The sequence below is a fragment of the Streptomyces sp. NBC_00086 genome, from assembly GCF_026343255.1.
Taxonomy (GTDB): Bacteria; Actinomycetota; Actinomycetes; order Streptomycetales; family Streptomycetaceae; genus Streptomyces.
In genome coordinates this window covers 5,858,420-5,882,392 of record NZ_JAPELZ010000001.1, presented here as the reverse complement: position 1 = coordinate 5,882,392, position 23,973 = coordinate 5,858,420, and the positions used below count along the sequence as shown (strand labels likewise).

The following is a 23,973-nucleotide window of genomic DNA, read 5'->3' as shown; positions in this document are numbered from 1 at the left end:
GAACACGTTGCATTCTGACGGAAGGTCAGAACTGAAACGTGTTCTCGCTTTGCGGACCGCCGCAGCCCTGCCGTCCGGACCGGATCTCAAGCCGTGCCGAGCACGGACGTCAGGACTTCTCGTAGTAGTAGCCCTCGCCGTGCGAGGGGCCCACGTTGTGCTGGAGGCCGACCGGCAGGCTCTTGGTGAAGAAGGAGGGGTCCAGGACCCCGCAGAACTGGCCGGTGGACTTGGACTTGTCCACCGCCGCCGCGCCGATGTTGATCCGGGTCCCGCCGGAGGCCAGCGAGGTCACCTTGGCGATGTTCTCGCAGTGGCCCGTCTGGGACTCGTTGATCAGGCGGACCGCCCCGGACCGGGTGATGATCACCGTCCCCGGCTGGCCGATGTTGAAGTCGCCCTTGTAGGTCCAGGTCCCGGCGAAGTACGCGGGGACCGTGTCGTTGCCGCCGGAGCCGCCGCCGCCGGGTGATCCGCCACCGCTCGGCGAGCCCGAGCCCCCGGGGGTGGCGCTCGGGCTGGTTCCTGTACCGGTGCCGCCGCCGGCCGGACCCCCGCCGCCGCCCTGGGTCGCGCTGCTGCCGCCCGGGGTGCCGGAGCCCCCGCCGGGGGTCCCCGCGCCCGCCGCCGCGCCCTGTCCGGCGACGGCCTGGCCGTCCGGCACCGGCGCGGGCGGGCTCTGGGGGGCCTGCGGGCTCTCGGAGTTCGGTGCGCCGGAGGCCGGCGAACCGCTCGCCGCCGAAGGGGAGCCCGCGGAAGCGCCGGGCGTCAGGGGCGCGCTGCTCGCCGGGGGCGCGGCCTGCGACCCTCCGCCGCCGCCGAACGGCTGGAGCAGGGCCACCGTGCCCCCGCCGACGGTGAGCACCAGGACGGCCGGTACGGCTACGGTCAGCCGCCGCCGCGCCCGGCGCTGCTCGCGGTCCGCCGTACCGCCGGCCGTGGCCGGACCGGCCGCCGACCCGCCCGTCGGCTCAACGACCCCGACGACCTGCTCGCCGGCCCCACCGGACCCACCAGCCCCTCCCGACCCCGGCCGCAGCCCGAGCGTGCCCCGGTCGGGGGTCTGCGCACCCCCCGCTCCCCCGTCCCCCAGGGGCGCGGACACGGACTCCGGACCCGGCACCTCCACCGGCACCGCCTCCGCGTCGAGCAGCCGCGCCGCCTGCCGGGCCAGCCGCTCCACCACCTCGGGCGGCAGCCACGCACCGCCGCGCACCGCCGGGCGGACCCGATCCGGATCCGCCAGCAGCTCGTCCACGCCCGGCCGTTCCTCGACGCCCTTGACCAGGCAGCGGCCGATGAGCGCGCGCAGCGAGGCGTCCGCCACCCGTTCCAGGGCCGGTTCGCCCTCCACGATCTGGAACATCACCGCGTGCTGGTTGCTGGCCCCGTGCCCGAAGGGCAGCTCGCCCGTGACCGCGTACATCAGGACACAGCCGAGCGTGAACACGTCGCTCTTCGCCCCGGCCCGCTGCCCGCGCACCTGCTCGGGCGACATGAACCCGGGCGAACCGACGACCATGCCGGTGCTGGTGAGCAGCGATTCGACGGAGGTCTCCAGGGCCCGCGAGATCCCGAAGTCGATGACCCGGCTGCCCTCGACGGTCAGCATCACGTTCGACGGCTTGAGGTCGCGGTGCACGATCCCGGCGGTGTGGATGTCCTCGAGCGCGTGCAGCAGCCCGTCCGCGAGGGCGTGTACGGAGTCCAGGGGCAGGGGACCGTGCCGGCGAACGATCTGCTCCAGCGAGAGTCCCGGTACGTATCCGGTCGCCACCCAGGGCCGTTCGGCGTCGGGGTCCGCGTCCAGGACGGGTGCGGTGTACCGCTCGCCCACCTTCCGGGCGGCGTCGATCTCGCGGCGGAAGCGGGCCCGGAACTGCGCGTCGGCCACGTGCTCCTCGTGCACCACCTTCACCGCGACCGTACGCCCGCCTTCGGACCGGGCCAGGAACACCCGGCCCATCCCGCCGGCGCCGAGGCGCCCGAGCAGCAGGTACGGCCCGATCCGGCTCGGATCCCCCGCCAAGAGCGGCTTTATGCCGCCGTCGACGTTGTCATCACTGCCGCCGCCCTGCCCCTTGCCGGTCCCGCTGCCCATGCTGCCCGTCCCCCGGTGATCCACTGCGGGCGGCCGGTCGGCCCGTCCCGTCGAACTCGGCTCAGGGTAGAGCCAGTTCACCTGAGCCTCGAAGGCGAGGTCGGGCGACTGCGAGGAATCCGGACGGTCCGCTGCCGGAGGAGTCGCCCAAGAGCTTCGACCAGAGCCCCGGCCCCCGCGGCCGGCGGCCGGCGGCTAGCGGCTCCGCGCGTGTTCGGCGGCGGCCGCCGCCAGGCCTGCGACGAGCGGGTGGGCGCGGGTGCCGTCGCCGTCCAGTTCGGGCTGGAAGAGGGTGGCCAGGAAGAAGGGGTGCTCGGCCAGTTCGGCGATGCGGATGTCGCCGGATTCGTCGGCGCCCGTGAAGGTCATGCCGTGCGCCCGCAGCAGGTCCAAGTGGAGCGGGTTGGGGCCGTAGTTGCAGTGGTACCGGGCCTGCGTGCGGTCCGCGCCGAGCAGCCGGGCGGCGCGGGAGCCGGGGGTGACCCGTACGGTCCCCTCGTGGCCCACGAGCGAGCAGGCCAGCGGGACGACCACCGCGTCCGACTCGGCCGTCGCCGGGTCGTTCTCGGCGTGGGCGGCCCGGTCGAGGCCGCAGACCGTACGGGCGAACTCCAGCAGGGCGTGCTGGAAGCCGCCGCAGGTGCCGAGGAAGGGGATGCCGTTCTCGCGGGCGTCCCGGATCGCCGTGAGCACCCCGCTCTCGCTGCGGTAGGGGCTGCCGGGCAGGACCCAGACGGCGTCGAACCCGTCCATGCCCTCACCGGCTTCCTCGGTGGGGATCCAGTAGGCGTCCAGGTCCAGGCCCTCGCGCAGGCGCAGCGCCTCCAGCAGGCCGGGGACGCGGGCGTGGGAGCGTACGGCGTCGGAACGGTCAGCGATCAGAGCGATGCGGGCGGTGGGTGCGGCCGGTTCGGAGATGTGGTTCGCGTTCATGACGGCCATCCTCCGAGCCGCCGGCCCATCACGTCCAACGATGATCCGCACTACCCGCATAAGCGATACTGATGCGCATGGATCCGCATCTGCTGCGCACCTTCGTCGCGGTCCTCGAACACCGCTCCTTCTCCACCGCCGCCTCGGTCCTCGGCTACACGCAGTCGGCCGTCTCGCAGCACATCGCGGCGCTCGAAGCCGACTTGGGCGCCAGGCTGGTCGAGCGCCGGCCCGTCGCCCCCACCGAGGCGGGGGTCCGGCTGATGGAACACGCCCCCGCGCTCCTCCTGCGCCTGGACGCGGCCCGCGCCGACATCGCCCGCCTGCACCGGGCCCCCGGCGCCCGGCTGACGCTGGCCTGTTCCCCCGCGGCCTTCGGCCCGGCGCTCGCGCGGGCCCTGGCCCGGCTGCGCGCCGCGGGGCCGGTGGAGGCCGACCTGCACGTCCTGGGCCGGGACGCGGTGGTCGAGGAGGTACTGACCGCCCGCGCCGACCTCGGCCTCGTGGACGGAGTGGCCGCGCCCAGCGACCCCCTCCCGCTGCCGGACCTCGGCCCCACGGTCACCCTCGCCGTCGCCGAGGAGCCCCTGGCCGTGCTCTTCCCCCACGACCACCCCCTGGCGCGGCGCAGTTCGGTCCGGCTGCCCGACCTCGCGCAGGCGCAGTGGATCGACGCCCCCGACACGGCGGTCCCCCTCGCCCGGCTCCGCGAGGTCAGCCACAGCCCCGGCTTCCACCCGCGGATCCGCCACCACGGCACGGACCCGCACGCGCTGGCCGCGCTGGCCGCCGCCGGGCACGGTCTGACCGCCCTCCCCCTCTCCCTGGCCGCCGCCTTCCCCGGCACCAGGGCGGTCCCGGTCGCCGCCCCGCGGCTGCTCCACCGCACGGAACTCCTCCACCCGGCGGACCCGACACCGCACGCGGCCCGCCTGGCGGCCCTCCTCACGGCCGCGGGATAGGCCTGGCCGGGCCCGTCCCGATCATGGATTGCGAGAATGGCCGAAGGGGCCGGGAAACGGACCTCGCCCCCAGTGATCGCCCGGAGAGCTCCCATGACCCTGTCCCTCATACCCGTCGACCGCGAACCGGCCGCGGCAGCAGTCCTCCTGACCGGCATCCCCGGGAGCGGGAAGTCCACGGTGGCCGGGGCGCTGGCCGCGCGGCTGCGGATGTCGGCCCGGGTGGAGGTGGACGCACTCCAGGACATGATCGTCAATGGCGGGCAGTGGCCGTCCCCGGCCGCGAACCCGGAGGCCGACCGGCAGATCTTCCTGCGGGCCCGCAACGCCTGCCTGCTGGCGGACAGCTTCGCCCGGGCCGGTTTCGTCCCGGTGCTCGACGACGTCGTCGTCCGCCGTTCCCACCTCGACTTCTACCGCACGACGCTGACGGCGGTGCCGCTGCACGTCGTCGTACTGGCCCCGGGCCCGGAGGTCGCGTGGCAGCGCAACCAGGCCCGCGAGAAGGCCCTTGCCGTGGACTGGTCCCCGCTGGACGGGGCGATGCGCTCCGAAATCGGGCAGGAGGGAACGTGGATCGACAACGCCGGGCAGACGGTCGAGGAGACGGTCGAAGCGATCCTGGCCGCCACCGGCCTGGTGTCTGGCCCCGGGATCGGTGACGACAGGCCCTAGCCTGCCTCCGTTCCCCGCCGCGCCCCGCCCGCAAGGAGTTCTCGTACCCGAAGGCCTCCGCGGCCTCCCTCCGGACGGCCGTGCCGGCCTCCTCGTCAGGGGGTACTGAGCGAGCGGCGCCCGCGCCCTCAGGCCCCCGGCCCGTCGGGCCCGCCGTGGCCCAGGAGGAACTCGGTCGCCCGGGCGATGGCCTCGGCGTACGTGGGGTGCACGGCCTGCGACTCCTCCTCCCGCCCGTCCGCGGCGACGGCGGTGTACCACCAGGCGTCGGCGTCCGGGTCGTGGTGGATGACGGCGGTACCGCCGGCGTAGCGCAGCGGGATGGACTCGCTGGCGGACCGCTTCGCCACCGCGTGGGGCCACTTGAGGCGGGCGGACTGCCGCTTGATGCCGCCCCAGGCCGCGCCGAGCTGCGTGTAGCTGGCTCCGCTGCGGCCGGCCACGGTCGCGGCGCTCTCCGCCATCCGCTCGACGGACCGCTTGGCTTCGTAGAGCGCCCGCAGCAGGGCCAGTTGTACGTCGGGGGCGGCCATGAGGGCGGAGTCGAAGGGCTTGCCGGCGGCCCGGTAGGCCTGGGCGCGCGTCGAGATGCGCCGTGCCAGTGGGCGGACCGCGTCGAGCACCTGGTCGTCCATGTCGAACGCCTCGTCCTCGGCGGGCTCGCTCCAGGCGGGCTCCACGAGGTTCATGACGGCGGCCCAGAAGTCCTCGTCGTTCCTGTCGGGGGTCGGGATCGCTACCGAATCATCCATGTGACATGTCTACCTGCCACCAGCCAGAACGACAAGTAAAACTGTCGAGATGTTGATGGACGGCAGCTCATGTCGACCCGTGCGCCGCCGCGGCCCGCCCCCGCACAGCGGGCCAGACCCCCGGGCATGGCGTCCTACCAGCGGGTAAGGCACCATGGGCCGCCGATGTACGCCGTACGCAGACCACCCCGCAGGAGGAACACCATGGCCAGCCCCAAGCCGGAGACCCTCGCCGCCTTCGAGGCCGCCAAGGGGTTCATGCCCGTGGGGGAAGGGCTCGCCCTGTACGCGGCGGCGGCCGAAGCGGCGCGGCTCGGGCTGCCGTTGCTGGAGGTCGGCACCTACTGCGGGCGCTCCACGATCCTGCTCGCCGACGCCGCCCGCGAGGCGGGGGTGAGCGCGCTCACCGTGGACCACCACCGGGGCAGCGAGGAGCAGCAGCCCGGCTGGGAGTACCACGACCCGAGCGTCGTCGACCCCGAGGTCGGGCTGATGGACACCCTGCCCACCTTCCGCCGGACCCTGCACAAGGCCGGCCTGGAGGACCACGTCATCGCGATCGTCGGCCGCTCCCCGAAGGTCGCCGCGGCCTGGGGCGGCAAGCTCGGCCTGGTCTTCATCGACGGCGGCCACACCGACGAGCACGCCACGGGCGACTACGAGGGCTGGGCCCCGCACGTCGCCGAGGGCGGCACGCTGGTGATCCACGACGTGTTCCCCGACCCGGCCGACGGCGGCCAGGCCCCGTACCGGATCTACCTGCGCGCCCTGGCCTCGGGCGCCTTCGAGGAGGTCTCGGTGACCGACTCCCTGCGCGTCCTGCGCCGCACGGGCGAGGGCATCTGACCCCCGGCACCGGGCCCGGCCCCGGGGGTGCGGCCCCGCGCCGCATCCCCGCCCCCGGCATATAACCTCACCGCGCCCCCGGATGGCCCAGGGTCCGTACGGCCGACCGACCGCCGGTCTAGCATCGCCAGGTGCGCTACGACGAAAGCTCCCCGCCGCTTCCCGAGTCCTCGACGTCCATCAGTCCGGACCGGCCCTGGTACGCCCGCCGGTCGACCCTGGTCGTCGCGGTGGCCGCCATCGCCCCGGCCGCTCTGGCCGGGTGGGTACTGACCGAGGTGCTGAGCGGGGGCGCGGGCGACGACTCGCGGCCGCCCCGGATCGTGATGCCGCTGGCGGCGTCGGCGGCGGCATCTTCCGCGTCGGCCGCGCCGACCCCCGCACCGGGCGCGAGCGCCGCCCCCTCCGGGGCCCCGGGCACCTCCCCGAGCCCCGCCGCCGCCAAGGGCCTCGCCGGCCGCACCGTCGTCATCGACCCCGGCCACAACACGGGCAACTTCAAGCACACCACCGAGATCAACCGCCAGGTGGACATCGGCACCAACCGCAAGGAGTGCGACACCACCGGCACGACCACCAACTCCGGCTACATGGAAGCCGAGTTCAGCATGGACGTGTCCCGGCGCCTGCGCACCGTCCTGGAGGCCAAGGGCCTCAAGGTGGTCCTCACCCACGAGGCCGGCAAGGAACGCCCCTTCGGCCCGTGCATCGACGAGCGCGCCCGCATCGGCAACGAGGCCGCCGCCGACGCCGTGGTCTCCGTCCACGCGGACGGGGTCTCGTCCGGCAGCCGCGGTTTCCACGTCATCCTCCCCGCCAAGGTCAAGGGCGGCGGCGCCGACACCGCGAAGATCATCGAACCGTCCCGGCGGCTCGGCGAGCGGATCGCCGGGAACTTCGCCCGGACCACCGGTTCCGCGCCCGCCAACTACCTCGGCAGCGGTACCGGATTGGTCGTCCGCGACGATCTGGGCGGACTGAACCTCTCGACCAGGCCCAAGGTGTTCATCGAATGCGGCAACATGCGTGATGCCAAGGACGCGGCGCAGCTGTCGAGTCCGGAGTGGCGCCAGAAAGCGGCCCAGGGCATCGCGGACGGCATCGTCGGCTTCCTCGGCGGGTAGGGCCACCAGGACCGTCCCTCCGGACGGCCCGCAGCCCCGATCCTCTCGGCCGCGGCAAAGCTCCGTACCATGGTGCCGCCCGCCCCCCTGCGTCACGGCGGGCACCCACGCACCACGAGACGACGAGACCGAGAAGGACACCTAAGACGTGAACATCCGATCCCTCACTCGAGGCGACGGCGTGGTGATCGGAGCAGCGGTGCTGCTGTTCATCGCCTCGTTCCTCGATTTCTATTCCGCGCCCGGCGTCGACGCACCGAGCGCATGGGACACCGACGTGTTCCACCTGGCGCTGCCGAGCATCTTCCTGCTCGCGTTCATCGCCGTCGGCCTGCTCGTCACGGCCCGCCTGCAGCCCGCCGGGCGCCAGCTCCTGGGCCTGCCCTTCCAGGCCTGGGGCACGGTGCTCTCCGTCGCGGCGGCCTGGTCCGCGCTCTGGGCCCTGATCACCTGCCCGACCGGGGCCGACCTGGGCGCGGGCGCCGTCATCGGCTTCCTCGCCACGGCCGTGCTGGCCGGCGTGACCCTCTTCGGGCCGAAGGTGCCCGCGCTCGCCGGGCAGCTGATCCCGGACCCGAAGCCCGCCGTCGCCCCCGTCCCGCCGTACGGCGGCCAGCCGCAGCAGCCGGGTGCCGGGTACGGGTACCCGGGCGGCCAGGAGCCGCAGCCGTACGGGGCCGCCCCGCAGCCGGCCCCGCCCTACGGCGGCGGCAACGAGCAGCCCCAGACCCCGCAGGACGCGGCCCCGCAGCCGGCCCCGGCGGCGGACTTCACTCCGTTCTGGTTCGCCGTTCCGGTGGCCCGTCCGCTCTTCGCCGAGGACGGCAACCCCGCCCCGATCGCGGAGCTCGCGCCCGGCACCTGGTACCTGGCCGTGGAGCAGCGCGGTCCGGCCACCCTCATCGCCCAGACCCAGGACGGCCGCCGCGGCGTCCTGAACGACACCTCGGGCATCCAGCGCGGCTGATCCCGCGAGCCCGCAGACGTCACGACGGCCCCCCGCCCTTCCGGGCGGGGGGCCGTTGCCCTACAGTCACCTGACGCATCGTCAGATTCGTGGAGGGGACCGTCACATGCGCCTCGGACTCGCACTCGGCTACTGGGGCCGCGGCCCCAACCCGGACCACCTCGACCTCGCCGCCGAAGCCGAGAACCTCGGCTACGACTCCGTGTGGACGGCCGAGGCCTGGGGCTCGGACGCCTTCACCCCGCTCACCTGGATCGCCGCGCACACCTCGCGGATCCGCCTGGGCACCGCCATCGCGCAGATGGCCGCCCGCACCCCGACCGCCACCGCCATGCAGGCCCTGACCCTGGACCACCTGTCCGGCGGCCGGATGATGCTGGGCCTCGGCCTGTCCGGCCCGCAGGTGGTCGAGGGCTGGTACGGGCGCCCCTTCCCCTCCAGCCCCCTGACGGCGACCCGGGAGTACGTGGACGTCATCCGCCAGGTGCTGCGCCGCGAGGCCCCGGTCGCACTGGACGGCCGCTTCCACAGCCACCCGTACCGGGGCGCGGACGGCACCGGCATCGGCAAGCCCCTCAAGCCCATCACCCACCCGCTGCGGGCGGACCTGCCGATCCTGCTCGGCGCGGAGGGCCCGAAGAACATCGCCCAGACCACCCGCATCGCGGACGGCTGGCTCCCCCTCTACTGGTCGCCGACCCGCACGGACGTCTACCAGGCCTCGCTCTCCGAGCTCCCCGAGGGGTTCATGATCGCCCCGATGGCCAGGGCGAAGGTCTGCGACGACGTCGCGGAGGGGCTGCTCCCGGTGAAGGCGATGCTCGGCTTCTACATCGGCGGGATGGGCCACGCGGCACGCAACTTCCACGCCGACCTCATGGGGCGGATGGGCTACGAGGAGGAGGCGCACCGGATCCAGGAGCTGTTCCTGGCCGGGCGCAAGGAAGAGGCCGTCATGGCCGTCCCGGACGCCTTCGCGGACGAGATCTCCCTGGTCGGACCGCGGGAGCGGATCGCCGAGCGCCTGGAGCTGTGGCGCAAGGGCCCGGTGACCGACCTGCTCCTGACCGCCCCCGACCCCCACACCCTGCGGGTCCTGGCGGAGCTGAACAGCTAGGCCGTCTCTTTCGGATCTCGCCTGGCCCGCGCCGCCCGGCCAACAGCCCCCGCACCGTGGTGAGTCGTTCCTCCGCTCACACGTGAGTACGGGTACTCACGGCCGTGCCGCCGAGCCGCCGAGCCGCCCTACGTTGATCACATGCCCCGAATCGCTTATGCCGCAGCCGCCTTCGTACTGGGTGCGCTCACCCTCACCGCCTGCGCCGGCACCTCCGCCGGCGGCGCCGCCGGAACCAAGATCGACGCGGAACGCGTCGCCTCCGTGGCCGAGGGGGGCGGCGAGGGCGGTGGGGGTGACGTCACCGGCGAGCGGGCGTTCGCGTTCATGGAGCTGTCCCTCAAGGTCACTGACGGCTGCCCGCCGCTGGACGACACGAAGACCGGCAAGGTCCTCGGCCCCGACGATGTCCCGCCCTCCCCCCCGGCCCCCTCCGGGGACCGCGTGCCCGGCGAGGCCGGGGACCGCGTGCCCCTGCCCCCCGGCCGGGACTCGGCCGACCCGGCCTCGGCCGACGCGCCCGACGCCTCGGCCGCCCGCATTCCCGACACCGAACTCCTCGAGCCGGTCCCCCTCGCCGCGCCCGAGATCTGCTTCGCCGACACGTTCGGCGCCCACGTCACCACCGCCCTCAAGGGCATCGGGCCGAACGCCACCGAGGTGCGGGCCGCGCTCAGGCGGGCCGGTTACCCCGATGGGCGGATCGTGGACATGGAGCCCGAAGGCGGCTCCCCCCGCGTCCGGATCGACCTGCGCGAGCAGGACGCCCGCGTCGCGCTCCAGGTCGTGCACACCGGCGCCGGCGGCAGCGTCGTGGAGGCGTTCGGCGCACAGCGAGCAGCACCCCTCAAGGACGTCCGCTACGTCCCGTGACGGCGCCCACGAACCGGGCCCGTCCCAGGGCACAGGCCTTAAGCCGTCTCTTCCGGGGCCGGGTCCGGATCCGCCGGCTCCACCGCGGCCAGCAGTTCCCGCAGGTCCAGCGGCATCACGGCGATCTCCATGCCGCCGCCGTCCCCCGCGAATTCGACGGTCACGATGCGCGAGCCCGGGTTGATGGAGATGCCCTCCTTCACGGAGGGCGCCCGTACGCCGGTGGCCCGGCCGCCGGTCAGGGCCACGGGCTCGCCCCGGCCGGGCACCCAGCGGGCCGCGCCCCGGTCCGCGTACACCCGGCCGCTGCGCCAGCGGCCGGCGCCCGCGGGCCGGCGTGCCATGCAGGGGAGCCCCGGCACGGGCGCGACGGACTGGCGCCTCAGGTGCTTGCGGCGCATCAGCCAGCCGGTTCCGGCGGCGGCGCCGGCGAGGACCACGTACTCGATCACCGACCCATTCAAACAGGTGAAACAGAGGGAACAGGCCGGACCGGAATGTTCCGGTCCGGCCTGTTCCAGGACGGCGACACCGCGAAGGCGGCGGCTGTGCTCAGCCGGTCAGCTGCCCGGCGCTCGGAATCTTGTCGGTCACCGTGGCGCCCGCGCTCTTCCCGGCCTCCTTGACGCTGTTGATGACGTCCTCGAAGGCGCCGATGTCGGCGTCGCCCGCCTGGCCCTTGCGCAGCTTGGAGCCGAGACCCTTGAGGGAGTCGATGCCCGCCGTCAGCGGGCCCACGGCCTTCGACAGCAACGGGTCGCCCTTGGCGTTCTCGGTGGCCGCCTTCAGCCGGTTGTAGGCGAAGGCGCCCGCGAGGCCCGCCTTCACCAGGGCGAAGGTCCGGCCCTTGGTGCCCTTCTTGAACTTGCCGTCACGGTACGGCTTGATGATCCACTGGTAGGTGGCACCGGCCGCGAGCCCCGCGTTGGCGACGAAGCGGGCCTTGGCGAACTTCTGCTTCTCCGCCGGGGTGGTGGCCGAGGGCGTGGCGGCGGCCGCTTCCGCGTCCTCGGCCGAGGCCGCGGCGTCGGCCTCGGCGAACGCGGCCATGGCCACCGAGACCTCGTCGGCCTGACCGGCGGCGGTCTTGTCGCCACCGCCCGAGCCGCAGGCGGTGGCACCGCCGAGCAGGGCGCAGGACAGGAGAACCGCCGTGAGGGCACGGCGGAAACGAACGGCTGTGGTGGGTAGGGACACGGGTTTCCTCCGGGGACTGAGGCGTCCCCCGCAGCCTCACCCCGGCCACCCGACTCCGCCACCCGGGGGACCCGTTCGGGTATGCGCCTTCGGGTTTACCCGGCCGGGAAGCGGCAAGACGAGCGGCATGCCCACACACACGCGAGTGCACACCAGAGGAAGCAGCCAGGCGGGCCGCGCCGTCGCGGTCGTGGCGGACGTCATGGCCTTCATCATCGGCCTGTGGATCCTGCTGTACCTGCTGGACGCCAACCAGGGCAACGCCCTGGTGGACTTCATCCACGACGCGGCGAGCTGGCTGGCCGGCTGGTCCTACGACCTGTTCACCTTCGACCGCGACTGGATCCAGGTGGTGGTCGGCTACGGCATCGCGGCCGTCGCCTACATCGTCATCGGCCACGCCATCGCGGGCCGGCTCTACCGCCGCTAGACGGCCCAGCAGCGCGGCACCGAGGCCGGTGGGCCCGGTGGTCCGCTGCCGCACGTCGAACACCGCTCGCCCTCCCGTCGGCCGGAGGGCGAGCTGCGGCATGCCGTCGGCGGCCGCGCGCGCTTCCTTCGGGAATTCCTGCATACGAGGGCAACCATCCGTGCCCGCCGTGGGTCGTACGGGCGAGAGTTGATCAGTTGGACTTCGCCCGGGGGGCTCCAGTGAAGAAGAACACGGCGATGGAGGCGGCCTTGCCCGCCCACTCCGCACCCCACCCGCCGGCCGCGCCCGCCGCCCCGGCCGCCGCGCCGGACCAGGTGACGGCCGCCCCGGGGGAACCCCTCGGCGTCTTCCTGTTCGCCGTCTCCGCCGGGGGACGGGCGCACCACCGCGAGGACTACGCCGCCGTGCGCTGACGCGTGCCGCGCGCAGCCGGATGCGGGGCGGGCGAGGCCGGTACGGGGGTCCCGCCATGCCCGCCCCGCACAGGATCCCGCACGGGCGCAGGCAGCACAGAAAACCGGGCAGGGCCGATCCGGCCCGGCCCTCGGATCACCAGGAGACGGGAGGACATCCACCGATGTCCGCCAGGACAACTCGCACGGCAACGGCTCTCGTTGCCGCTTTCGGTATCGCCGCGACGATGGTCGCCGCCGCACCGGCCAGCCTCGCCGCTACGGCCGACGGCGCCTGTGACGTGATCGCCTCGACCGATCCGGCCGACGCGGCCCGGGTGCAGGTCGACGCCTTCGGCGCCCTGAAGGACCTCCGGGTCGACGTTCGCACCCCGGGCACGACGAAGGTGCTGGCCAGCGCCGGGGGCTTCGAGTCCGCGGCACGGCCCGGCTTCGGCGTGCGCCACCGCTCCGCCGCGCTGCCCGCACTCGCGGCACTCGGCCGCTACGACCTCGACGTCCGGTACACCGACGCCGCGGGCAAGTCCGTCAGCTGCGCCGACAGCGGCGAGCTGCGCTACCTGCCGCACCCCGCGCTCACCCTGACCCCGCCGAGCGAGCCGGTCTCCCTGGAGAAGCCGACGGCGAACCTCACCGGCAAGCTGGTCGTGCGCGACCCGCGGACCCGCGCCGAGACCCCGCTCAAGGGACGGAAGGTGCTGCTCAAGTTCGTCGGCGGGCTCGATGAGGAGATACCGAAGGCGGCGGTTACCGAGAACGACGGCACGTTCTCCACCACCTTCACCTACACCTCGCGGAACACCAGCACGGCCGTAAAGGCCGAAGCCGCGGGCGCCGCCCCGGCCACGACGGTGGTTCCCGTCGAGAAGCGCAAGGTCGTCGTCACACTGAGCGGCCCGTCTTCGTTGGCACCGGGATACGGGAGCCGCTTCAGCATCGCGGGCAAGGTCTTCTACCAGGGCGGGGACGGCACACTGCATCCCCTCGCCGACAGCAACCTGCTGAGCGAGCGGGAGCCCTGCGAAGTCTGGGTGCCCGGCGTCGGCTACAAGTGCGGATGGTTCGGCACGTCAGGAGAGGGACCCGACTTCACCTGGTCGCGGTACACCCTGCACGGAGACGGCGTGCTCACGGTGACCCACGGTCCCGGAGCACTGATCGACAGCGTCTCCCCGGCCAAGGTCACCGTCAAGGTCGACCGGACCCTCGCCTTCCTGAACATGAAGGCGATCAAGGACCCGCAGGGCCGTCTGACCATCCAGGGCAGCACCCGGCTCGGTTACGGCACGAACACCGAACGGGACCCGTACCTCATCCAGCACTCGGCCGACGGCAAGACCGGCTGGAAGACGTACAAGACCATGGCCCACTGGCGCACCGGGCCGATCAACCGCACGCTCGAGCCGGGCACCTTCCCCGCCGGCGGGTTCTGGCGCGTCCACTTCGCGGGCTCCAAGCAACTCGAGCCCGGCACCAGCCCCAACCTCACGGTGGTGAACCCGTGATGCCCGGAGGATCCTTGAACAAGCTGATGACATCGCTCGGCATCGCCTTGGCCGTCACCACGGCCGCATCCGGCCTCGGCCTCGGCTCCGTGGCGCACGCCGACGACATCCGTTTCCCGCCCCGCGTGATTGTCGTGCAGTCCGGCGGCGAGTTCCGCATCCAGCTGCACAACGACGAGTCGATCGACGGGACCACGACGCTCCGGGTCCGGCCCAAGGGCGGCCAGACGGTCGCGGCCGAGGTCGGGGTCGGTACCTGGAAGTGCGTGGCCACCGAGGATGACCACTGCTTCAGCAGCGTGGCCGAATCGGCCCCGGTCGTCCTTGACGAGATGGGCATGTACGACCTCGACATCGTTCTCCACAAGGGCGCCGAGGACGAGACGGTGCACCGCAAGGACGCATGGGGCTTCGCCTACGCGCTCAACCCCCGGTTCACCTCGCTGGTGTCCAGTACTCCGGTGCTCTCCTACGAGCGGCGCGGCGGGAAGGCCTCCGGCACCCTGGTGGCCGAGCACCCCCGTACCCACGAGGTGAAGCCGCTGGCGGACGCCCCGGTGGACCTCACCGTCCGGGGCCACCATCTGAAAGAGCGTCTGACCACCGACGGCGCGGGCCGCTTCGCGACCCTCTTCCAGTTCGACGGCGGTGAAGGAGATCCCGGACTCGATGCCTCGTTCGCCCCGGAATCGGGGCCCTACGACGACAGGGCAGAGCGCGCCCTGGACCTTCAGGTGCGTGCGACCCCCGCCAAACTCACCATCCGGCAGCCCACCGCGGGGATCACCGGGCGCTACGGCAGCCAGGTGCCCGTGCAGGGAGTCGTGACCTGGACCGCCTCCGACGGCACCGTCCGACCGCTGGCGGGCATGGTGGTGAGGCTGTCCAACGAGGGGTGTGCGGCCGACCATTGCTCGCTGCTCCAGCGGAACAGTGACGCCGCCGGCGCTTTCGACTTGCCCTACCCCGTCACGCGGGACGGGTACGCACGCGTGGAGCTGCTCCCGCCGGGGTGGAACAACGGGTGGTTCACCGGCGAGCTCTCCTCCCGCCTGGCCGTGGACGCCACGCACACCACCGGCTTCACGCCGTTCAGCGTCAGTGCGGACAAGAACCGGACGATCACCGTCGCCGGCCAGCTGGCCCTCCAGCAGGGGTCCGCACCCGCAGGGGCCCGGGCCACGGTCGACGTACAGATGTCCCCGGACGGGAAGACGGGGTGGAAGACGGTGAAGTCCTTCACCACCGCCTTCGGGACGACCTTCAGCCAGCAGGTGAAGCACACGGCGGCGCAGGACGGCCACTACGTCCGCCTGAGCTACGCCGGCGCCGCCGACATCGGCCCCACCGCCCGGGTGGGCAGGCTCACCCGCAAGACGACCCGGATCGTCGGCGACAACCTGGCCCCCGAGGGGATCCCCGCCGGTACCCGGATCAACGCCGGCGGCACCCTCCAGGTGAAGTCCGGTACCGCCTGGCTGCCGCTCGCCGGCCAGCGGGTCCGCGTCTACTTCAAGGCCGATGCCACCGGCTCCGGCTGGACCTACCAGGGCAGCGCGACGACCGCCGCCAACGGCTCGTTCCTCACCAAGGTCACCACCCGTCAGGACGGCACCTGGCAGATCCACTACCTCGACGCCACCGATCCGTACTACGCCGCCATCGGGCGCGAGGACCACGTCGACGTGGTGTAGGGCAGGTCGCGAGACGTAAAGCGGGCACGGGCGCAGATCGCGCCCGTGCCCGCTTTGCTTCGGCCGTCGGCCGCCAGTCGCTAGCCGCAGCAGTCCGGTTCCAGGCCCGTCGGCAGGGTCTGGCCGCCGAAGACCTGGGCCGTGGCCTCGTCGCCGCCCAGGGCGGCCACCGCGAGGAGGAGCGAGCCCGCCGTCCAGGTGGTCTGCTCCACGGGCCAGACCGCCCGGTCGTCGAAGACGTACCCGGTCCAGTACATGCCGTTGTCGGCCCGCAGGTGGCCTATCGAGCGCAGGATCTCCAGGGCCCGGTCCGACTCCCCCGTCGCCCACAGCGCGAGCGCCAGTTCGCAGGACTCCCCGCCGGTCACCCAGGGGTTCGGCAGCACGCACCGTACGCCGAGGTCCGGTACGACGAACTCCTCCCACCGCTCCTCGATCCGGGCCTTCGCCTCCGCGCCGGTCAGTGCCCCGCCGAGGACCGGGTAGTACCAGTCCATGGAGTAGTGGGACTTGTCCAGGAACCGCTCCGGGTGCCGGCGTATCGCGTGCCCGAGGGCGCCCGCGGCCAGTTCCCAGTCGGGCTGCGGATCGCCCCGGTACTCGGCGATGGCCAGCGCGCAGCGCAGCGCCTGGTGGATGGAGGAGGAGCCGGTGAGCAGCGCGTCCGTGACGTCCTCGCCGCCGGGCTCGCGCTTCCAGCCGATCTCGCCGCCCGGCTGCTGGAGCCGCAGGACGAACTCGACGGCCGCGTACACGGCCGGCCACATGCGGTCGAGGAAGGCCTCGTCGCCGGTGGACAGGTGGTGGTGCCAGACGCCGACGGCGAGGTACGCGACGAAGTTGGTCTCCCGGCTCGCGTCCTGCGGCTCGCGGGTGTCGACCCCGTCCTCGCGGTCGGCGTAGGCCGCGTACCAGGAGCCGTCGTCGTTCTGGTGGCGGACCAGCCAGTCGTAGGCCCGCTCGGCGGCCTCGTGCTCGCCTGCGGCGTCGAGGGCCATGGCGGCCTCGGTGTGGTCCCACGGGTCGAGGTGGTGCCCGCGGAACCAGGGTATGGCCCCGTCGGCGCGCTGCGCGGCGAGGATCCCGGCGACGGTGGCGGCGGCCTGATCGGCCGTCAGTACGCCGTCCAGGACGAGGTGTTCGGGTGCGGTGCGCCCGGGAGAGCTCACTGCGCGGCGCCCACGGCCTCGGCCGCGGCAGCGTCCACGGGGAGGTGCGGCTTGGTGGCGTAGGCGACGAAGCTCTTGCCGATGACCGGGTTCAGGGCCTGCTCCGCGAGCCGGGTGAGCGCGGGCTTCTTCATGATGTCCCAGACCAGGAGCTTGTGGTACGCCTTGACGGGCAGCGCCTTGTCGTTGTCGACGCCGAAGGCGCACTTGAGCCACCAGTACGGCGAGTGCAGGCCGTGCGCGTGGTGGGTGCCGTACGGCTTGAGGCCCGCGGACTCCATCTTGCCGAGCAGCTCCTCCGCCTTGTAGATGCGGATGTGGCCGCCCTCGACCTCGTGGTAGGCGTCGGAGAGCGCCCAGCAGATCTTCTCGGGGCCGTAGCGCGGCACGGTGATGGCGATGCGTCCGCCGGGCTTCAGGACGCGGACCATCTCGGCGAGGACGCCCTTGTCGTCGGGGATGTGCTCCATCACCTCGGAGATGATGACGACGTCGAAGGACTCGTCGGGGAAGGGCAGCGCGAGGGCGTCGCCCTCCATGGCGGTGGCGGTGGCGCCGGCCGGGGCCTCGCCCGCCTCCTTCATCGCGGCGAACCACTTGGCGACCTCGCGGATCTCCTCGCCGTTGCGGTCGAGGGCGACCACTTGGGCGCCGCGCCGGTAGCACTCGAAGGCGTGCCGGCCTGCGCCGCAGCCCAGATCGAGTACGCGGTCGCCTGCGGCGAGCGGGAACCGGGAGAAATCGACGGTCAGCACGTGGTCCTGCCTTCGCGGTCGCGGGGTGGGGAGGGGAACTGCATCGGACGGAAGGTGGAGGTCACCGGGTCGTTGCGGCCTTCGCGGCCTTCGAGGGCTTGGAGGCCTTCAGAGCCCTTGGATCCTGCGCGCCCGCCGCCGCCCGCTCGATGGCGGCGCGGTAGTGAACCACGGTGCCCTCGGCGGCCTTGGCCCAGGTGAAGCGGGACAGCACCCGCTCGCGGCCGGCGGCGCCGAGCCGGGTGCGCAGTTCGGGGTCGCCCAGCAGCCGGCCCAGGGCCGCGGCCAGCGCGCCCGCGTCGCCGGGCGGTACGGCGAGGCAGCTCTCGCCGTCGGGGCCGGTGACCTCGGGGATCGCGCCGCCGGTGGTGGCGACCAGCGGGGTGCCGGTGGCCATGGCCTCGGCGGCCGGGAGCGAGAAGCCCTCGTACAGCGAGGGCACGCAGGCGATCTGGGCGCTTCGGACGAGGTCGACGAGCTCGGTGTCGGTGATGCCCTTGACGAAGCGGACGGCGTCCTGGAGTCCGTACGTCTCGATCGCACGGGCCACCGGGCCCTGCTCGGCCCGCTTGCCGACGACGACGAGGTGGGCGTCGGGCTGTTCGGTACGGAGCTTCGCGAGCGCCTCGACGAGGTGCACGAGCCCCTTGAGCGGGACGTCGGCGCTGGAGGTGGTCACGATCCGCCCGGGCACCTCGGCCACGGAGGCGTCGGGCGACCACAGGTCGGTGTCGGCGCCGATGTGGACGACGTGGATGCGCTCGTCCCGGACACCGAGGTGCTCGGCGATCTCCTTCTTGGAGGAGCCGGAGACGGTGAGCACGGAGGCCAGCCGCCGGGCCACGCGGCCCTGCATGCGGGTGAACCCGTACCAGCGCCGCACGGAGGCGCGCTTCTTGCGGCCCTTGGCGGCGGCCAGGTCCAGCTCGCGGTCGACGGTGATGGGGTGGTGGATGGTGGTGACCAGCGGGGCACCGAGGTCCGCCAACAGCCCGTAGCCGAGCGTCTGGTTGTCGTGGATGACGTCGAACTCGCCCGCCCGGGCCGCGAGATGGCGGCGGGCGCGGAGCGAGAAGGTCAGCGGCTCGGGGAATCCGCCGGTCCACATGGTCGCGACCTCGACGGCGTCGATCCAGTCGCGGTACTCGTCGCGCTTGGGGGTGCGGAACGGGTCGGGGCTGCGGTAGAGGTCCAGGCTGGGCAGCTCGGTGAGGGTGGCGCCGGCGCCGGTGAGGGCGTCGGTGTCGAGCACCGGGTAGGGCTGCGCGCCGATGACCTCGACACTGTGGCCCAGCTTCACGAGCTCGCGCGCCAGGTGGCGGACGTAGACGCCCTGGCCACCGCAGAACGGGTTCCCCTTATAGGTGAGGAGTGCGATCCGCAACGGGCGGCCGCCGTCGGCGGCCGAACCCGTGAGAGGGCTCGTCACCATGGCCTCTGCGGTCACTCTCGGCCCCCTTCTCCCTGCACTTTCGCCGGAGCGTAACCGCTCGGATAATGTAGAACAAGTTTCAGACTTGATCCGCTGAAGAGCATTGAATCTACCGGCCGGAAACCACACCGTAAGAGGGGTGGCGGGTGATTCGCGCCACGGATCGGGCGCCTGCCATGCTGGGGCGCACGACAGCCCGGGGCAGCGCGCGCGGTCGCCCCGGCGCAGACCTGAACGCCCTGGAACTGAAACGCCTTGGAACCGGAACGGGACAGATGACAGCGGAAGCGAAGGCCGTGACCCCAGCCGTCACCACACCGGCGTCTCCGCCCCTGACGGAGCGCCAGGAGGCACGCCGCAGGAGGATCCTGCACGCCAGCGCCCAGTTGGCGAGCCGGGGCGGCTTCGACGCGGTGCAGATGCGGGAGGTGGCGGAGTCCTCCAGCGTGGCCCTGGGCACCCTGTACCGGTACTTCCCCTCCAAGGTGCACCTGCTCGTCGCGACCATGCAGGACCAGCTCCAGCACATGCACGGAACGCTGCGCAAGCGCCCGCCGGCCGGGGACGAGCCCGCGGCCAGGGTCGCGGAGACCCTGATGCGCGCCTTCCGCGCGCTGCAGCGCGAGCCGCAGCTGGCGGACGCGATGGTCCGGGCCCTCACCTTCGCGGACCGCAGCGTGAGCCCCGAGGTGGACACGGTGTCCCGCCTCACGACGGCGATCATCCTGGACGCGATGGGCCTGGACGCCCCGCCGACGGCGGAACAGCTCTCCGCGGTCCGGGTCATCGAGCACACCTGGCACTCGGCCCTGATCACCTGGCTCTCGGGCCGCGCGTCGATCGCCCAGGTGAAGATCGACATCGAAACGGTCTGCCGCCTGATCGACCTCACGGCCCCGGAGCCCCCGACGACGGCCCCTGCTGCGCCTGCGAAAAAGTCCTGATCCCGCCGTAGCGGGGGCGGGGGCGGGGCTAACCCTGTGCTTCGTCGTCCTTGAAGGCGTCTTCGAGTTCGGCGTCCGTGAAACGCTCCGCACACGCTTGGTCCGTGGCCATGAAGGACAGCATGTCGGGCATGCCCATCCCGGCGCCCTTGCCGCCGGAGAAGTCGTAGCGGCGGGCGAGCACCGTCCAGCCCTGCTTGGTCAGGGTCGTCTGGGTGAGCATGTCCACCTGCCGGCGCTCCCCGCGCTTCCACCCGCGCTGTTCCAGCGTCGCGATGGTGGCCTCGTACGCCTTCACGGCGTCGCCGGCGGGCACGGTCGTCTGCCAGGGCGCCGCGCAGGCCAGTACCTCGGCGCGGCGCTTGGCCTTCGGGTCCGCCGGGTCCGGGGTCGCGGTGGCCGTCTCCCCGGACTGCCCCAGGTCGGCCGCGGCCGTGGCGGCGACCACGTCGGCTGCTGCCTGCTCCTTGCCGAAGGCGCCCGTGACCGCGGGCGAGGCGGAGCCGCCCGACGTCGATGCGGACGCCGGTGCCGATGCCTTGGTAGACGCCTGGGCCGATGCCTTGGCCGACGCGTCCGCGCTCCCGCCGTCGCCGGCCGTCCCGCAGCCCGTCGCCAGCGTCGCCACCATCGCCGCCATCGCCCCGAGCAACGCTCCGGCCGCCCACCCGTTCCTGCGCATACCGCTCGTCCCCCACCCTCACCGTGCCGCCCGTCCACGTGCGCCGGGCCGTCGCAACAGGAGTCTCACACGTCGACCCATTCAGGCCGACGCCGGCCGGAATCAGCCCCGGCGGCGTGGGAGGCGCAGGGGTGCGGGGACTGGTCGCCCACGGCAACGGCAACGGCGCCGCACTCGGCAACGGGCCGGGGGCCTGGGATACCTGGGGCCCGGCCCGGCCCAGGCCGGGAGCCCAGCACCGGCCCCCGCACCCTGGTCCCGGCCCCCGGGCTCCCCGGCGACCCCCTCACTCCTCCGGAGGGAACACCGCCTCGCCACTGCCCAGCAGCGTGATCGCGATGGCCTCGACCGGGCACCCCTCGGCCGCCGCGAGCACCGGCTCGCTCGCGTCCGTCTCCGCCAGCCGCGGGTGCGACTGCCGCGCCGTGTCGAGGGCGAAGCCCTCAGGGGCGTGGTTCACGCACATCCCCGAGCCGATGCAGACCCCGCGGTCCACCTCGACGTGCCACCGGTCACCCATCACGCACCGGCCGCGGGGGGTGCGTACCCTGCCGGGAGGTGGATCATCTTGTGCTCCAGGTACTCGCTCAGCCCCTCCGGACCGAACTCCCGCCCGACGCCGCTGTTCTTGTAGCCGCCGAACGGCCCGAGCATGTCCAGGCTGAAGGTGTTCACGTTGAAGGTGCCGGTCCGCACCTGCCGCGCGAAGTCGATGCCGTGCTCGACGTCACCGGTCCAGACGCTGCCGCTGAGCCCGAACTCCGAGTCGTTGGCGACCCGTACGGCCTCCGCCTCGTCCCCGTACGGGATCAGGCAGACGACCGGGCCGAAGATCTCCTCGCGGGCGATGCGCATCGAGTTGTCGACGTCTCCGAAGAGGGTCGGCTCCACGTACCAGCCCTGGTCCAGGTCCGAGCCGGCCGGACGCCCGCCACCGGACAGGACCTTGGCGCCCTCCTCCTGGCCGATCCGGATGTAGTCGAGCGAGCGCTGCTGCTGCCGCCTGGCCACCAGCGGGCCGAGCTGCGTCGCGGGGTCCATCGGGTCGCCGACGACCAGCGCCGAGGCCGCGGCGGCGAGCGCCTCGGCGATCTCCTCGTAGCGGCTGCGCGGGGCGAGGACGCGGGTCTGGGCCACGCAGGCCTGGCCGTTGTTCATCCAGGCCGCGGGGACGATGCCGGCGATGGCGGTGGCGAGGTCGGCGTCCGGGAGGATGACGGCCGCGGACTTGCCGCCCAGTTCGAGGGTCACGCGGGTGAGGTTCTTCGAGGCGACCTCCATGACCCGCCGGCCGGCGGGGACGGAGCCGGTGAAGGCGACCTTGTCCACGTCCGGGTGGCCGACGAGGTACTCGCTGACCTCGCGGTCGGCGGGCAGGATCGACAGCACGCCCTCGGGCAGCCCGGCCTCGCTGGCGATGTCGGCGAGGATGTAGGAGTCGAGGACCGCCTCGGGGGACGGCTTGAGGATCACCGTGCAGCCGGTGAGGAGCGCGGGCGCCAGCTTGGCGGCGGCCACGAACTGCGGGACGTTCCACGGGATGACGGCGGCGACGACGCCGACGGCCTCGCGCCGGACGAGGATCGGGCCGAGTGCGCCCTGGCGGTACTCCTCGTAGGGGTAGTCGCGGGCCACGGTGATCGCGGCGTCGTAGACCATCATCGGCCCGAGCGCCTGGGCCATGATGCTCCAGGAGTACGGGGAGCCGTTCTGGGAGCTGATCGAGGCGGCGATCTCCTCGTAGCGGGCGCCTATCGCGTCCTTGATCCGGGTGACGACGGCGATCCGCTCTTCGAGCGTGGTGCGCGGCCAGGGGCCCTCGTCGAAGGCTTTGCGGGCCACGGCGACGGCCCGGTCGACGTCCGCCTTCGAGGCGTGCGGGACGCTGCCGATGACCTGCCCGGTGTGGGGCGAGACGACCTTGATCGTGTCGGAGCCCAGCGGATCCGTCCACTCACCGCCGATGAACAGTTTTCCGTGTTCCACGAGCTCGGTCATGGCTGATGCCTCCTGCGGCTTGGCGTTGCAGAACTGATACCAGTTCTAGTTCTAGGAGTCCACGGCACTGACCGAACCGCCCTCTCGCCGGTTCGCGCGAGACCCCGAAGATCCAACGACTAGTCAGGAGCCCGCAGAAGTGGTCGACTTGGGCGACTAATGCAACACGTTCTCGTTAGACCTGTTCTCGTTGGTCCGCAGACCTGTTCCCGTTGGTTCGTCGGACCTGTTCTCGTTAGACCTGTTCTCGTTAGAGCGGAGCCCCTCATGGCAGAGGACACCCCAGACGTGACACCTCACGTCACCGATCACGGCGGCGGCGTGTGGGGCATCAAGGTCCCCATCCCCGACAATCCGCTCGGCCACACCCTCGTCCACGTCCTCGACACCGACCGCGGTCCGGTCCTCGTCGACACCGGCTGGGACGACCCCGAGTCCTGGGACACCCTCGTCGCCGGCCTCGGCGCCCTGTCCATCGCCGTCGCCGACGTGCACGGCGTGGTCATCACCCACCACCACCCGGACCACCACGGACTGTCCGGCCAGGTCCGCGAGGCCTCCGGCGCCTGGATCGCCATGCACGCCGCCGACACCGAGATCGTGGTGCGGACCCGGGCCTCCGAACCCGGCGTCTGGTTCGACTACATGGCCGAGAAGCTGGCCACCTCCGGAGCCCCCGAGGAGCACATCGCCCCGCTGCGCGCCGCCCGCGCGAGCGGCCGCATGAGCACCCTCCCGGGGCTGCGGGCCGCCGTCCCCGACCGGGAGATCGTGCCCGCCGAGCTGCTGCCGCTGGCGGGCCGCCGGCTGCGGGCGATCTGGACCCCCGGGCACACCCCCGGCCACGTCTGCCTGCACCTGGAGGAGAAGCACCCGGCGAACCTGCCCGGCAACGGCCGCCTCTTCTCCGGGGACCACCTGCTCCCCGGGATCTCCCCGCACATCGGCCTCTACGAGGACCCCTCCTCCGAGCGGGTCACCGACCCCCTCGGCGACTACCTCGACTCCCTCGAACGCATCGGCCGCCTCCAGCCCGCCGAGGTGCTCCCGGCCCACCAGCACGCCTTCACCGACGCGCAGGGCCGCGTACGGGAACTCCTGGACCACCACGAGGACCGGCTGACCGGGCTGCGCGAACTGCTCGCCGCCGAGCCGCTGACCCCGTGGGCGCTGGCGGAGCGGATGGAGTGGAACCGGCCCTGGGAACAGATCCCGTACGGCTCCCGGAACATCGCCGTCTCCGAAGCGGAGGCCCACCTGCGGCGCCTGGTGAAGCAGGGCCGCGCGGAGGCGGTGCCGGGCACCGACCCCGTGACGTACCGCGCCGTGTAAGGGGTGCTGGTGGGCGGCGCCACCCGGCACCGGAGCTACGGGCCGGTAGAGTATGGGCGTCGTCCACAC

The 23,973-nt window shown here is 72.9% G+C and carries 24 protein-coding genes; 13 read left to right on the top strand and 11 right to left on the bottom strand.

The genetic code is table 11. From position 1 onward, the window contains the following. Window positions 1–109: 109 nt before the first annotated feature. Together OG276_RS26700 and OG276_RS26695 are read right to left on the bottom strand one after the other, a co-directional pair. A complete protein-coding gene (locus OG276_RS26700) occupies window positions 110–2,101 on the bottom strand; it encodes a serine/threonine-protein kinase (RefSeq protein WP_266909240.1) in 1,992 nt (663 codons plus the stop codon). A 195-nt stretch (window positions 2,102–2,296) separates the two neighbouring features. Next, window positions 2,297–3,034: a hypothetical protein gene (locus OG276_RS26695; RefSeq protein ID WP_266909239.1), complete on the bottom strand. Its 738-nt coding sequence runs from the start codon at window positions 3,032–3,034 to the stop codon at window positions 2,297–2,299. Between the two features lie 77 nt (window positions 3,035–3,111). Here OG276_RS26695 and OG276_RS26690 point away from each other — a divergent pair, with 77 nt between their 5' ends. Next, window positions 3,112–3,996 carry a LysR family transcriptional regulator gene (locus OG276_RS26690; protein WP_266909238.1) on the top strand — a complete coding sequence of 295 codons (885 nt, stop codon included), beginning with the start codon at window positions 3,112–3,114 and terminating at the stop codon, window positions 3,994–3,996. Between the two features lie 93 nt (window positions 3,997–4,089). Continuing rightward, complete coding sequence (locus tag OG276_RS26685; RefSeq protein ID WP_266909237.1) at window positions 4,090–4,671, top strand: AAA family ATPase; 582 nt, start codon at window positions 4,090–4,092, stop codon at window positions 4,669–4,671. A 128-nt stretch (window positions 4,672–4,799) separates the two neighbouring features. Here OG276_RS26685 and OG276_RS26680 read toward each other — a convergent pair whose 3' ends face one another. Continuing rightward, window positions 4,800–5,423: a hypothetical protein gene (locus OG276_RS26680; RefSeq protein WP_266909236.1), complete on the bottom strand. Its 624-nt coding sequence runs from the start codon at window positions 5,421–5,423 to the stop codon at window positions 4,800–4,802. A 204-nt stretch (window positions 5,424–5,627) separates the two neighbouring features. Between OG276_RS26680 and OG276_RS26675 the strand changes: the two genes are divergently transcribed. The 5 genes from OG276_RS26675 (at window position 5,628) to OG276_RS26655 (ending at window position 10,350) form a co-directional block, all read left to right on the top strand. Further along, window positions 5,628–6,269: a class I SAM-dependent methyltransferase gene (locus OG276_RS26675; RefSeq protein WP_266909235.1), complete on the top strand. Its 642-nt coding sequence runs from the start codon at window positions 5,628–5,630 to the stop codon at window positions 6,267–6,269. Window positions 6,270–6,400: 131 nt separating this feature from the next. Beyond that, window positions 6,401–7,393: an N-acetylmuramoyl-L-alanine amidase gene (locus OG276_RS26670; protein ID WP_266909234.1), complete on the top strand. Its 993-nt coding sequence runs from the start codon at window positions 6,401–6,403 to the stop codon at window positions 7,391–7,393. Window positions 7,394–7,541: 148 nt separating this feature from the next. Then, window positions 7,542–8,360, top strand: a complete 819-nt coding sequence (locus OG276_RS26665) for a hypothetical protein (protein ID WP_266909233.1) — start codon at window positions 7,542–7,544, stop codon at window positions 8,358–8,360. A gap of 106 nt (window positions 8,361–8,466) precedes the next feature. Beyond that, entirely contained in the window at window positions 8,467–9,477 is a 1,011-nt protein-coding gene (locus OG276_RS26660) for an LLM class F420-dependent oxidoreductase (protein ID WP_266909232.1), read from the top strand. Between the two features lie 141 nt (window positions 9,478–9,618). Next, the gene (locus OG276_RS26655; protein WP_266909231.1) at window positions 9,619–10,350 is read left to right on the top strand and encodes a hypothetical protein; all 732 of its coding nucleotides are present in this window, start codon (window positions 9,619–9,621) and stop codon (window positions 10,348–10,350) included. 38 nt (window positions 10,351–10,388) lie between these two features. Here the strand turns inward: OG276_RS26655 and OG276_RS26650 are convergent, their stop codons facing one another. Together OG276_RS26650 and OG276_RS26645 are read right to left on the bottom strand one after the other, a co-directional pair. Next, window positions 10,389–10,802: a hypothetical protein gene (locus OG276_RS26650; protein ID WP_266909230.1), complete on the bottom strand. Its 414-nt coding sequence runs from the start codon at window positions 10,800–10,802 to the stop codon at window positions 10,389–10,391. Window positions 10,803–10,902: 100 nt separating this feature from the next. Beyond that, complete coding sequence (locus OG276_RS26645) at window positions 10,903–11,547, bottom strand: hypothetical protein (RefSeq protein ID WP_266909229.1); 645 nt, start codon at window positions 11,545–11,547, stop codon at window positions 10,903–10,905. Window positions 11,548–11,674: 127 nt separating this feature from the next. Here OG276_RS26645 and OG276_RS26640 point away from each other — a divergent pair, with 127 nt between their 5' ends. The 4 genes from OG276_RS26640 (at window position 11,675) to OG276_RS26625 (ending at window position 15,592) form a co-directional block, all read left to right on the top strand. Continuing rightward, the gene (locus tag OG276_RS26640; protein ID WP_266909228.1) at window positions 11,675–11,977 is read left to right on the top strand and encodes a hypothetical protein; all 303 of its coding nucleotides are present in this window, start codon (window positions 11,675–11,677) and stop codon (window positions 11,975–11,977) included. Window positions 11,978–12,198: 221 nt separating this feature from the next. Further along, window positions 12,199–12,393: a hypothetical protein gene (locus OG276_RS26635; protein WP_266909227.1), complete on the top strand. Its 195-nt coding sequence runs from the start codon at window positions 12,199–12,201 to the stop codon at window positions 12,391–12,393. 164 nt (window positions 12,394–12,557) lie between these two features. Beyond that, window positions 12,558–13,898, top strand: a complete 1,341-nt coding sequence (locus OG276_RS26630; RefSeq protein WP_266909226.1) for a hypothetical protein — start codon at window positions 12,558–12,560, stop codon at window positions 13,896–13,898. 14 nt (window positions 13,899–13,912) lie between these two features. After that, a complete protein-coding gene (locus OG276_RS26625; protein WP_266909225.1) occupies window positions 13,913–15,592 on the top strand; it encodes a hypothetical protein in 1,680 nt (559 codons plus the stop codon). Window positions 15,593–15,672: 80 nt separating this feature from the next. Here the strand turns inward: OG276_RS26625 and OG276_RS26620 are convergent, their stop codons facing one another. The 3 genes from OG276_RS26620 to OG276_RS26610 form a co-directional block, all read right to left on the bottom strand. Then, the gene (locus OG276_RS26620) at window positions 15,673–16,761 is read right to left on the bottom strand and encodes a prenyltransferase (RefSeq protein WP_266909224.1); all 1,089 of its coding nucleotides are present in this window, start codon (window positions 16,759–16,761) and stop codon (window positions 15,673–15,675) included. After that, window positions 16,758–17,516, bottom strand: a complete 759-nt coding sequence (locus tag OG276_RS26615; RefSeq protein ID WP_266909223.1) for a class I SAM-dependent methyltransferase — start codon at window positions 17,514–17,516, stop codon at window positions 16,758–16,760. Before OG276_RS26615 ends, OG276_RS26620 begins: the two co-directional genes overlap by 4 nt. 61 nt (window positions 17,517–17,577) lie before the next feature. After that, window positions 17,578–18,963 carry a glycosyltransferase family 4 protein gene (locus tag OG276_RS26610; protein ID WP_266909222.1) on the bottom strand — a complete coding sequence of 462 codons (1,386 nt, stop codon included), beginning with the start codon at window positions 18,961–18,963 and terminating at the stop codon, window positions 17,578–17,580. Between the two features lie 260 nt (window positions 18,964–19,223). On the opposite strand from OG276_RS26610, the gene OG276_RS26605 reads away from it, so the two are divergent. Continuing rightward, a complete protein-coding gene (locus OG276_RS26605) occupies window positions 19,224–19,892 on the top strand; it encodes a TetR family transcriptional regulator (RefSeq protein ID WP_266909221.1) in 669 nt (222 codons plus the stop codon). 28 nt (window positions 19,893–19,920) lie between these two features. Here OG276_RS26605 and OG276_RS26600 read toward each other — a convergent pair whose 3' ends face one another. From OG276_RS26600 to OG276_RS26590, 3 genes are all read right to left on the bottom strand, one after another. After that, window positions 19,921–20,574: a hypothetical protein gene (locus tag OG276_RS26600; RefSeq protein ID WP_266909220.1), complete on the bottom strand. Its 654-nt coding sequence runs from the start codon at window positions 20,572–20,574 to the stop codon at window positions 19,921–19,923. A gap of 286 nt (window positions 20,575–20,860) precedes the next feature. Then, window positions 20,861–21,094 (bottom strand): ferredoxin, encoded by a 234-nt coding sequence (locus tag OG276_RS26595; RefSeq protein WP_266909219.1) that lies wholly within the window; start codon window positions 21,092–21,094, stop codon window positions 20,861–20,863. Continuing rightward, window positions 21,094–22,572 carry an aldehyde dehydrogenase gene (locus OG276_RS26590; protein WP_266909218.1) on the bottom strand — a complete coding sequence of 493 codons (1,479 nt, stop codon included), beginning with the start codon at window positions 22,570–22,572 and terminating at the stop codon, window positions 21,094–21,096. The genes OG276_RS26595 and OG276_RS26590 overlap by 1 nt, the downstream gene beginning before the upstream one ends. Before the next feature lie 267 nt (window positions 22,573–22,839). On the opposite strand from OG276_RS26590, the gene OG276_RS26585 reads away from it, so the two are divergent. After that, complete coding sequence (locus OG276_RS26585; protein WP_266909217.1) at window positions 22,840–23,904, top strand: MBL fold metallo-hydrolase; 1,065 nt, start codon at window positions 22,840–22,842, stop codon at window positions 23,902–23,904. Window positions 23,905–23,973: the final 69 nt, after the last annotated feature.

Coding starts and splice junctions, on each gene's coding strand:
- OG276_RS26700 (WP_266909240.1), bottom strand. CDS start 2,101: ATGGGCAGCGGGACCGGCAAGGGGCAGGGCGGCGGCAGTGATGACAAC.
- OG276_RS26695 (WP_266909239.1), bottom strand. CDS start 3,034: ATGAACGCGAACCACATCTCCGAACCGGCCGCACCCACCGCCCGCATC.
- OG276_RS26690 (WP_266909238.1), top strand. CDS start 3,112: ATGGATCCGCATCTGCTGCGCACCTTCGTCGCGGTCCTCGAACACCGC.
- OG276_RS26685 (WP_266909237.1), top strand. CDS start 4,090: ATGACCCTGTCCCTCATACCCGTCGACCGCGAACCGGCCGCGGCAGCA.
- OG276_RS26680 (WP_266909236.1), bottom strand. CDS start 5,423: ATGGATGATTCGGTAGCGATCCCGACCCCCGACAGGAACGACGAGGAC.
- OG276_RS26675 (WP_266909235.1), top strand. CDS start 5,628: ATGGCCAGCCCCAAGCCGGAGACCCTCGCCGCCTTCGAGGCCGCCAAG.
- OG276_RS26660 (WP_266909232.1), top strand. CDS start 8,467: ATGCGCCTCGGACTCGCACTCGGCTACTGGGGCCGCGGCCCCAACCCG.
- OG276_RS26655 (WP_266909231.1), top strand. CDS start 9,619: ATGCCCCGAATCGCTTATGCCGCAGCCGCCTTCGTACTGGGTGCGCTC.
- OG276_RS26640 (WP_266909228.1), top strand. CDS start 11,675: ATGCCCACACACACGCGAGTGCACACCAGAGGAAGCAGCCAGGCGGGC.
- OG276_RS26630 (WP_266909226.1), top strand. CDS start 12,558: ATGTCCGCCAGGACAACTCGCACGGCAACGGCTCTCGTTGCCGCTTTC.
- OG276_RS26605 (WP_266909221.1), top strand. CDS start 19,224: ATGACAGCGGAAGCGAAGGCCGTGACCCCAGCCGTCACCACACCGGCG.
- OG276_RS26600 (WP_266909220.1), bottom strand. CDS start 20,574: ATGCGCAGGAACGGGTGGGCGGCCGGAGCGTTGCTCGGGGCGATGGCG.
- OG276_RS26595 (WP_266909219.1), bottom strand. CDS start 21,094: ATGGGTGACCGGTGGCACGTCGAGGTGGACCGCGGGGTCTGCATCGGC.
- OG276_RS26590 (WP_266909218.1), bottom strand. CDS start 22,572: ATGACCGAGCTCGTGGAACACGGAAAACTGTTCATCGGCGGTGAGTGG.
- OG276_RS26585 (WP_266909217.1), top strand. CDS start 22,840: ATGGCAGAGGACACCCCAGACGTGACACCTCACGTCACCGATCACGGC.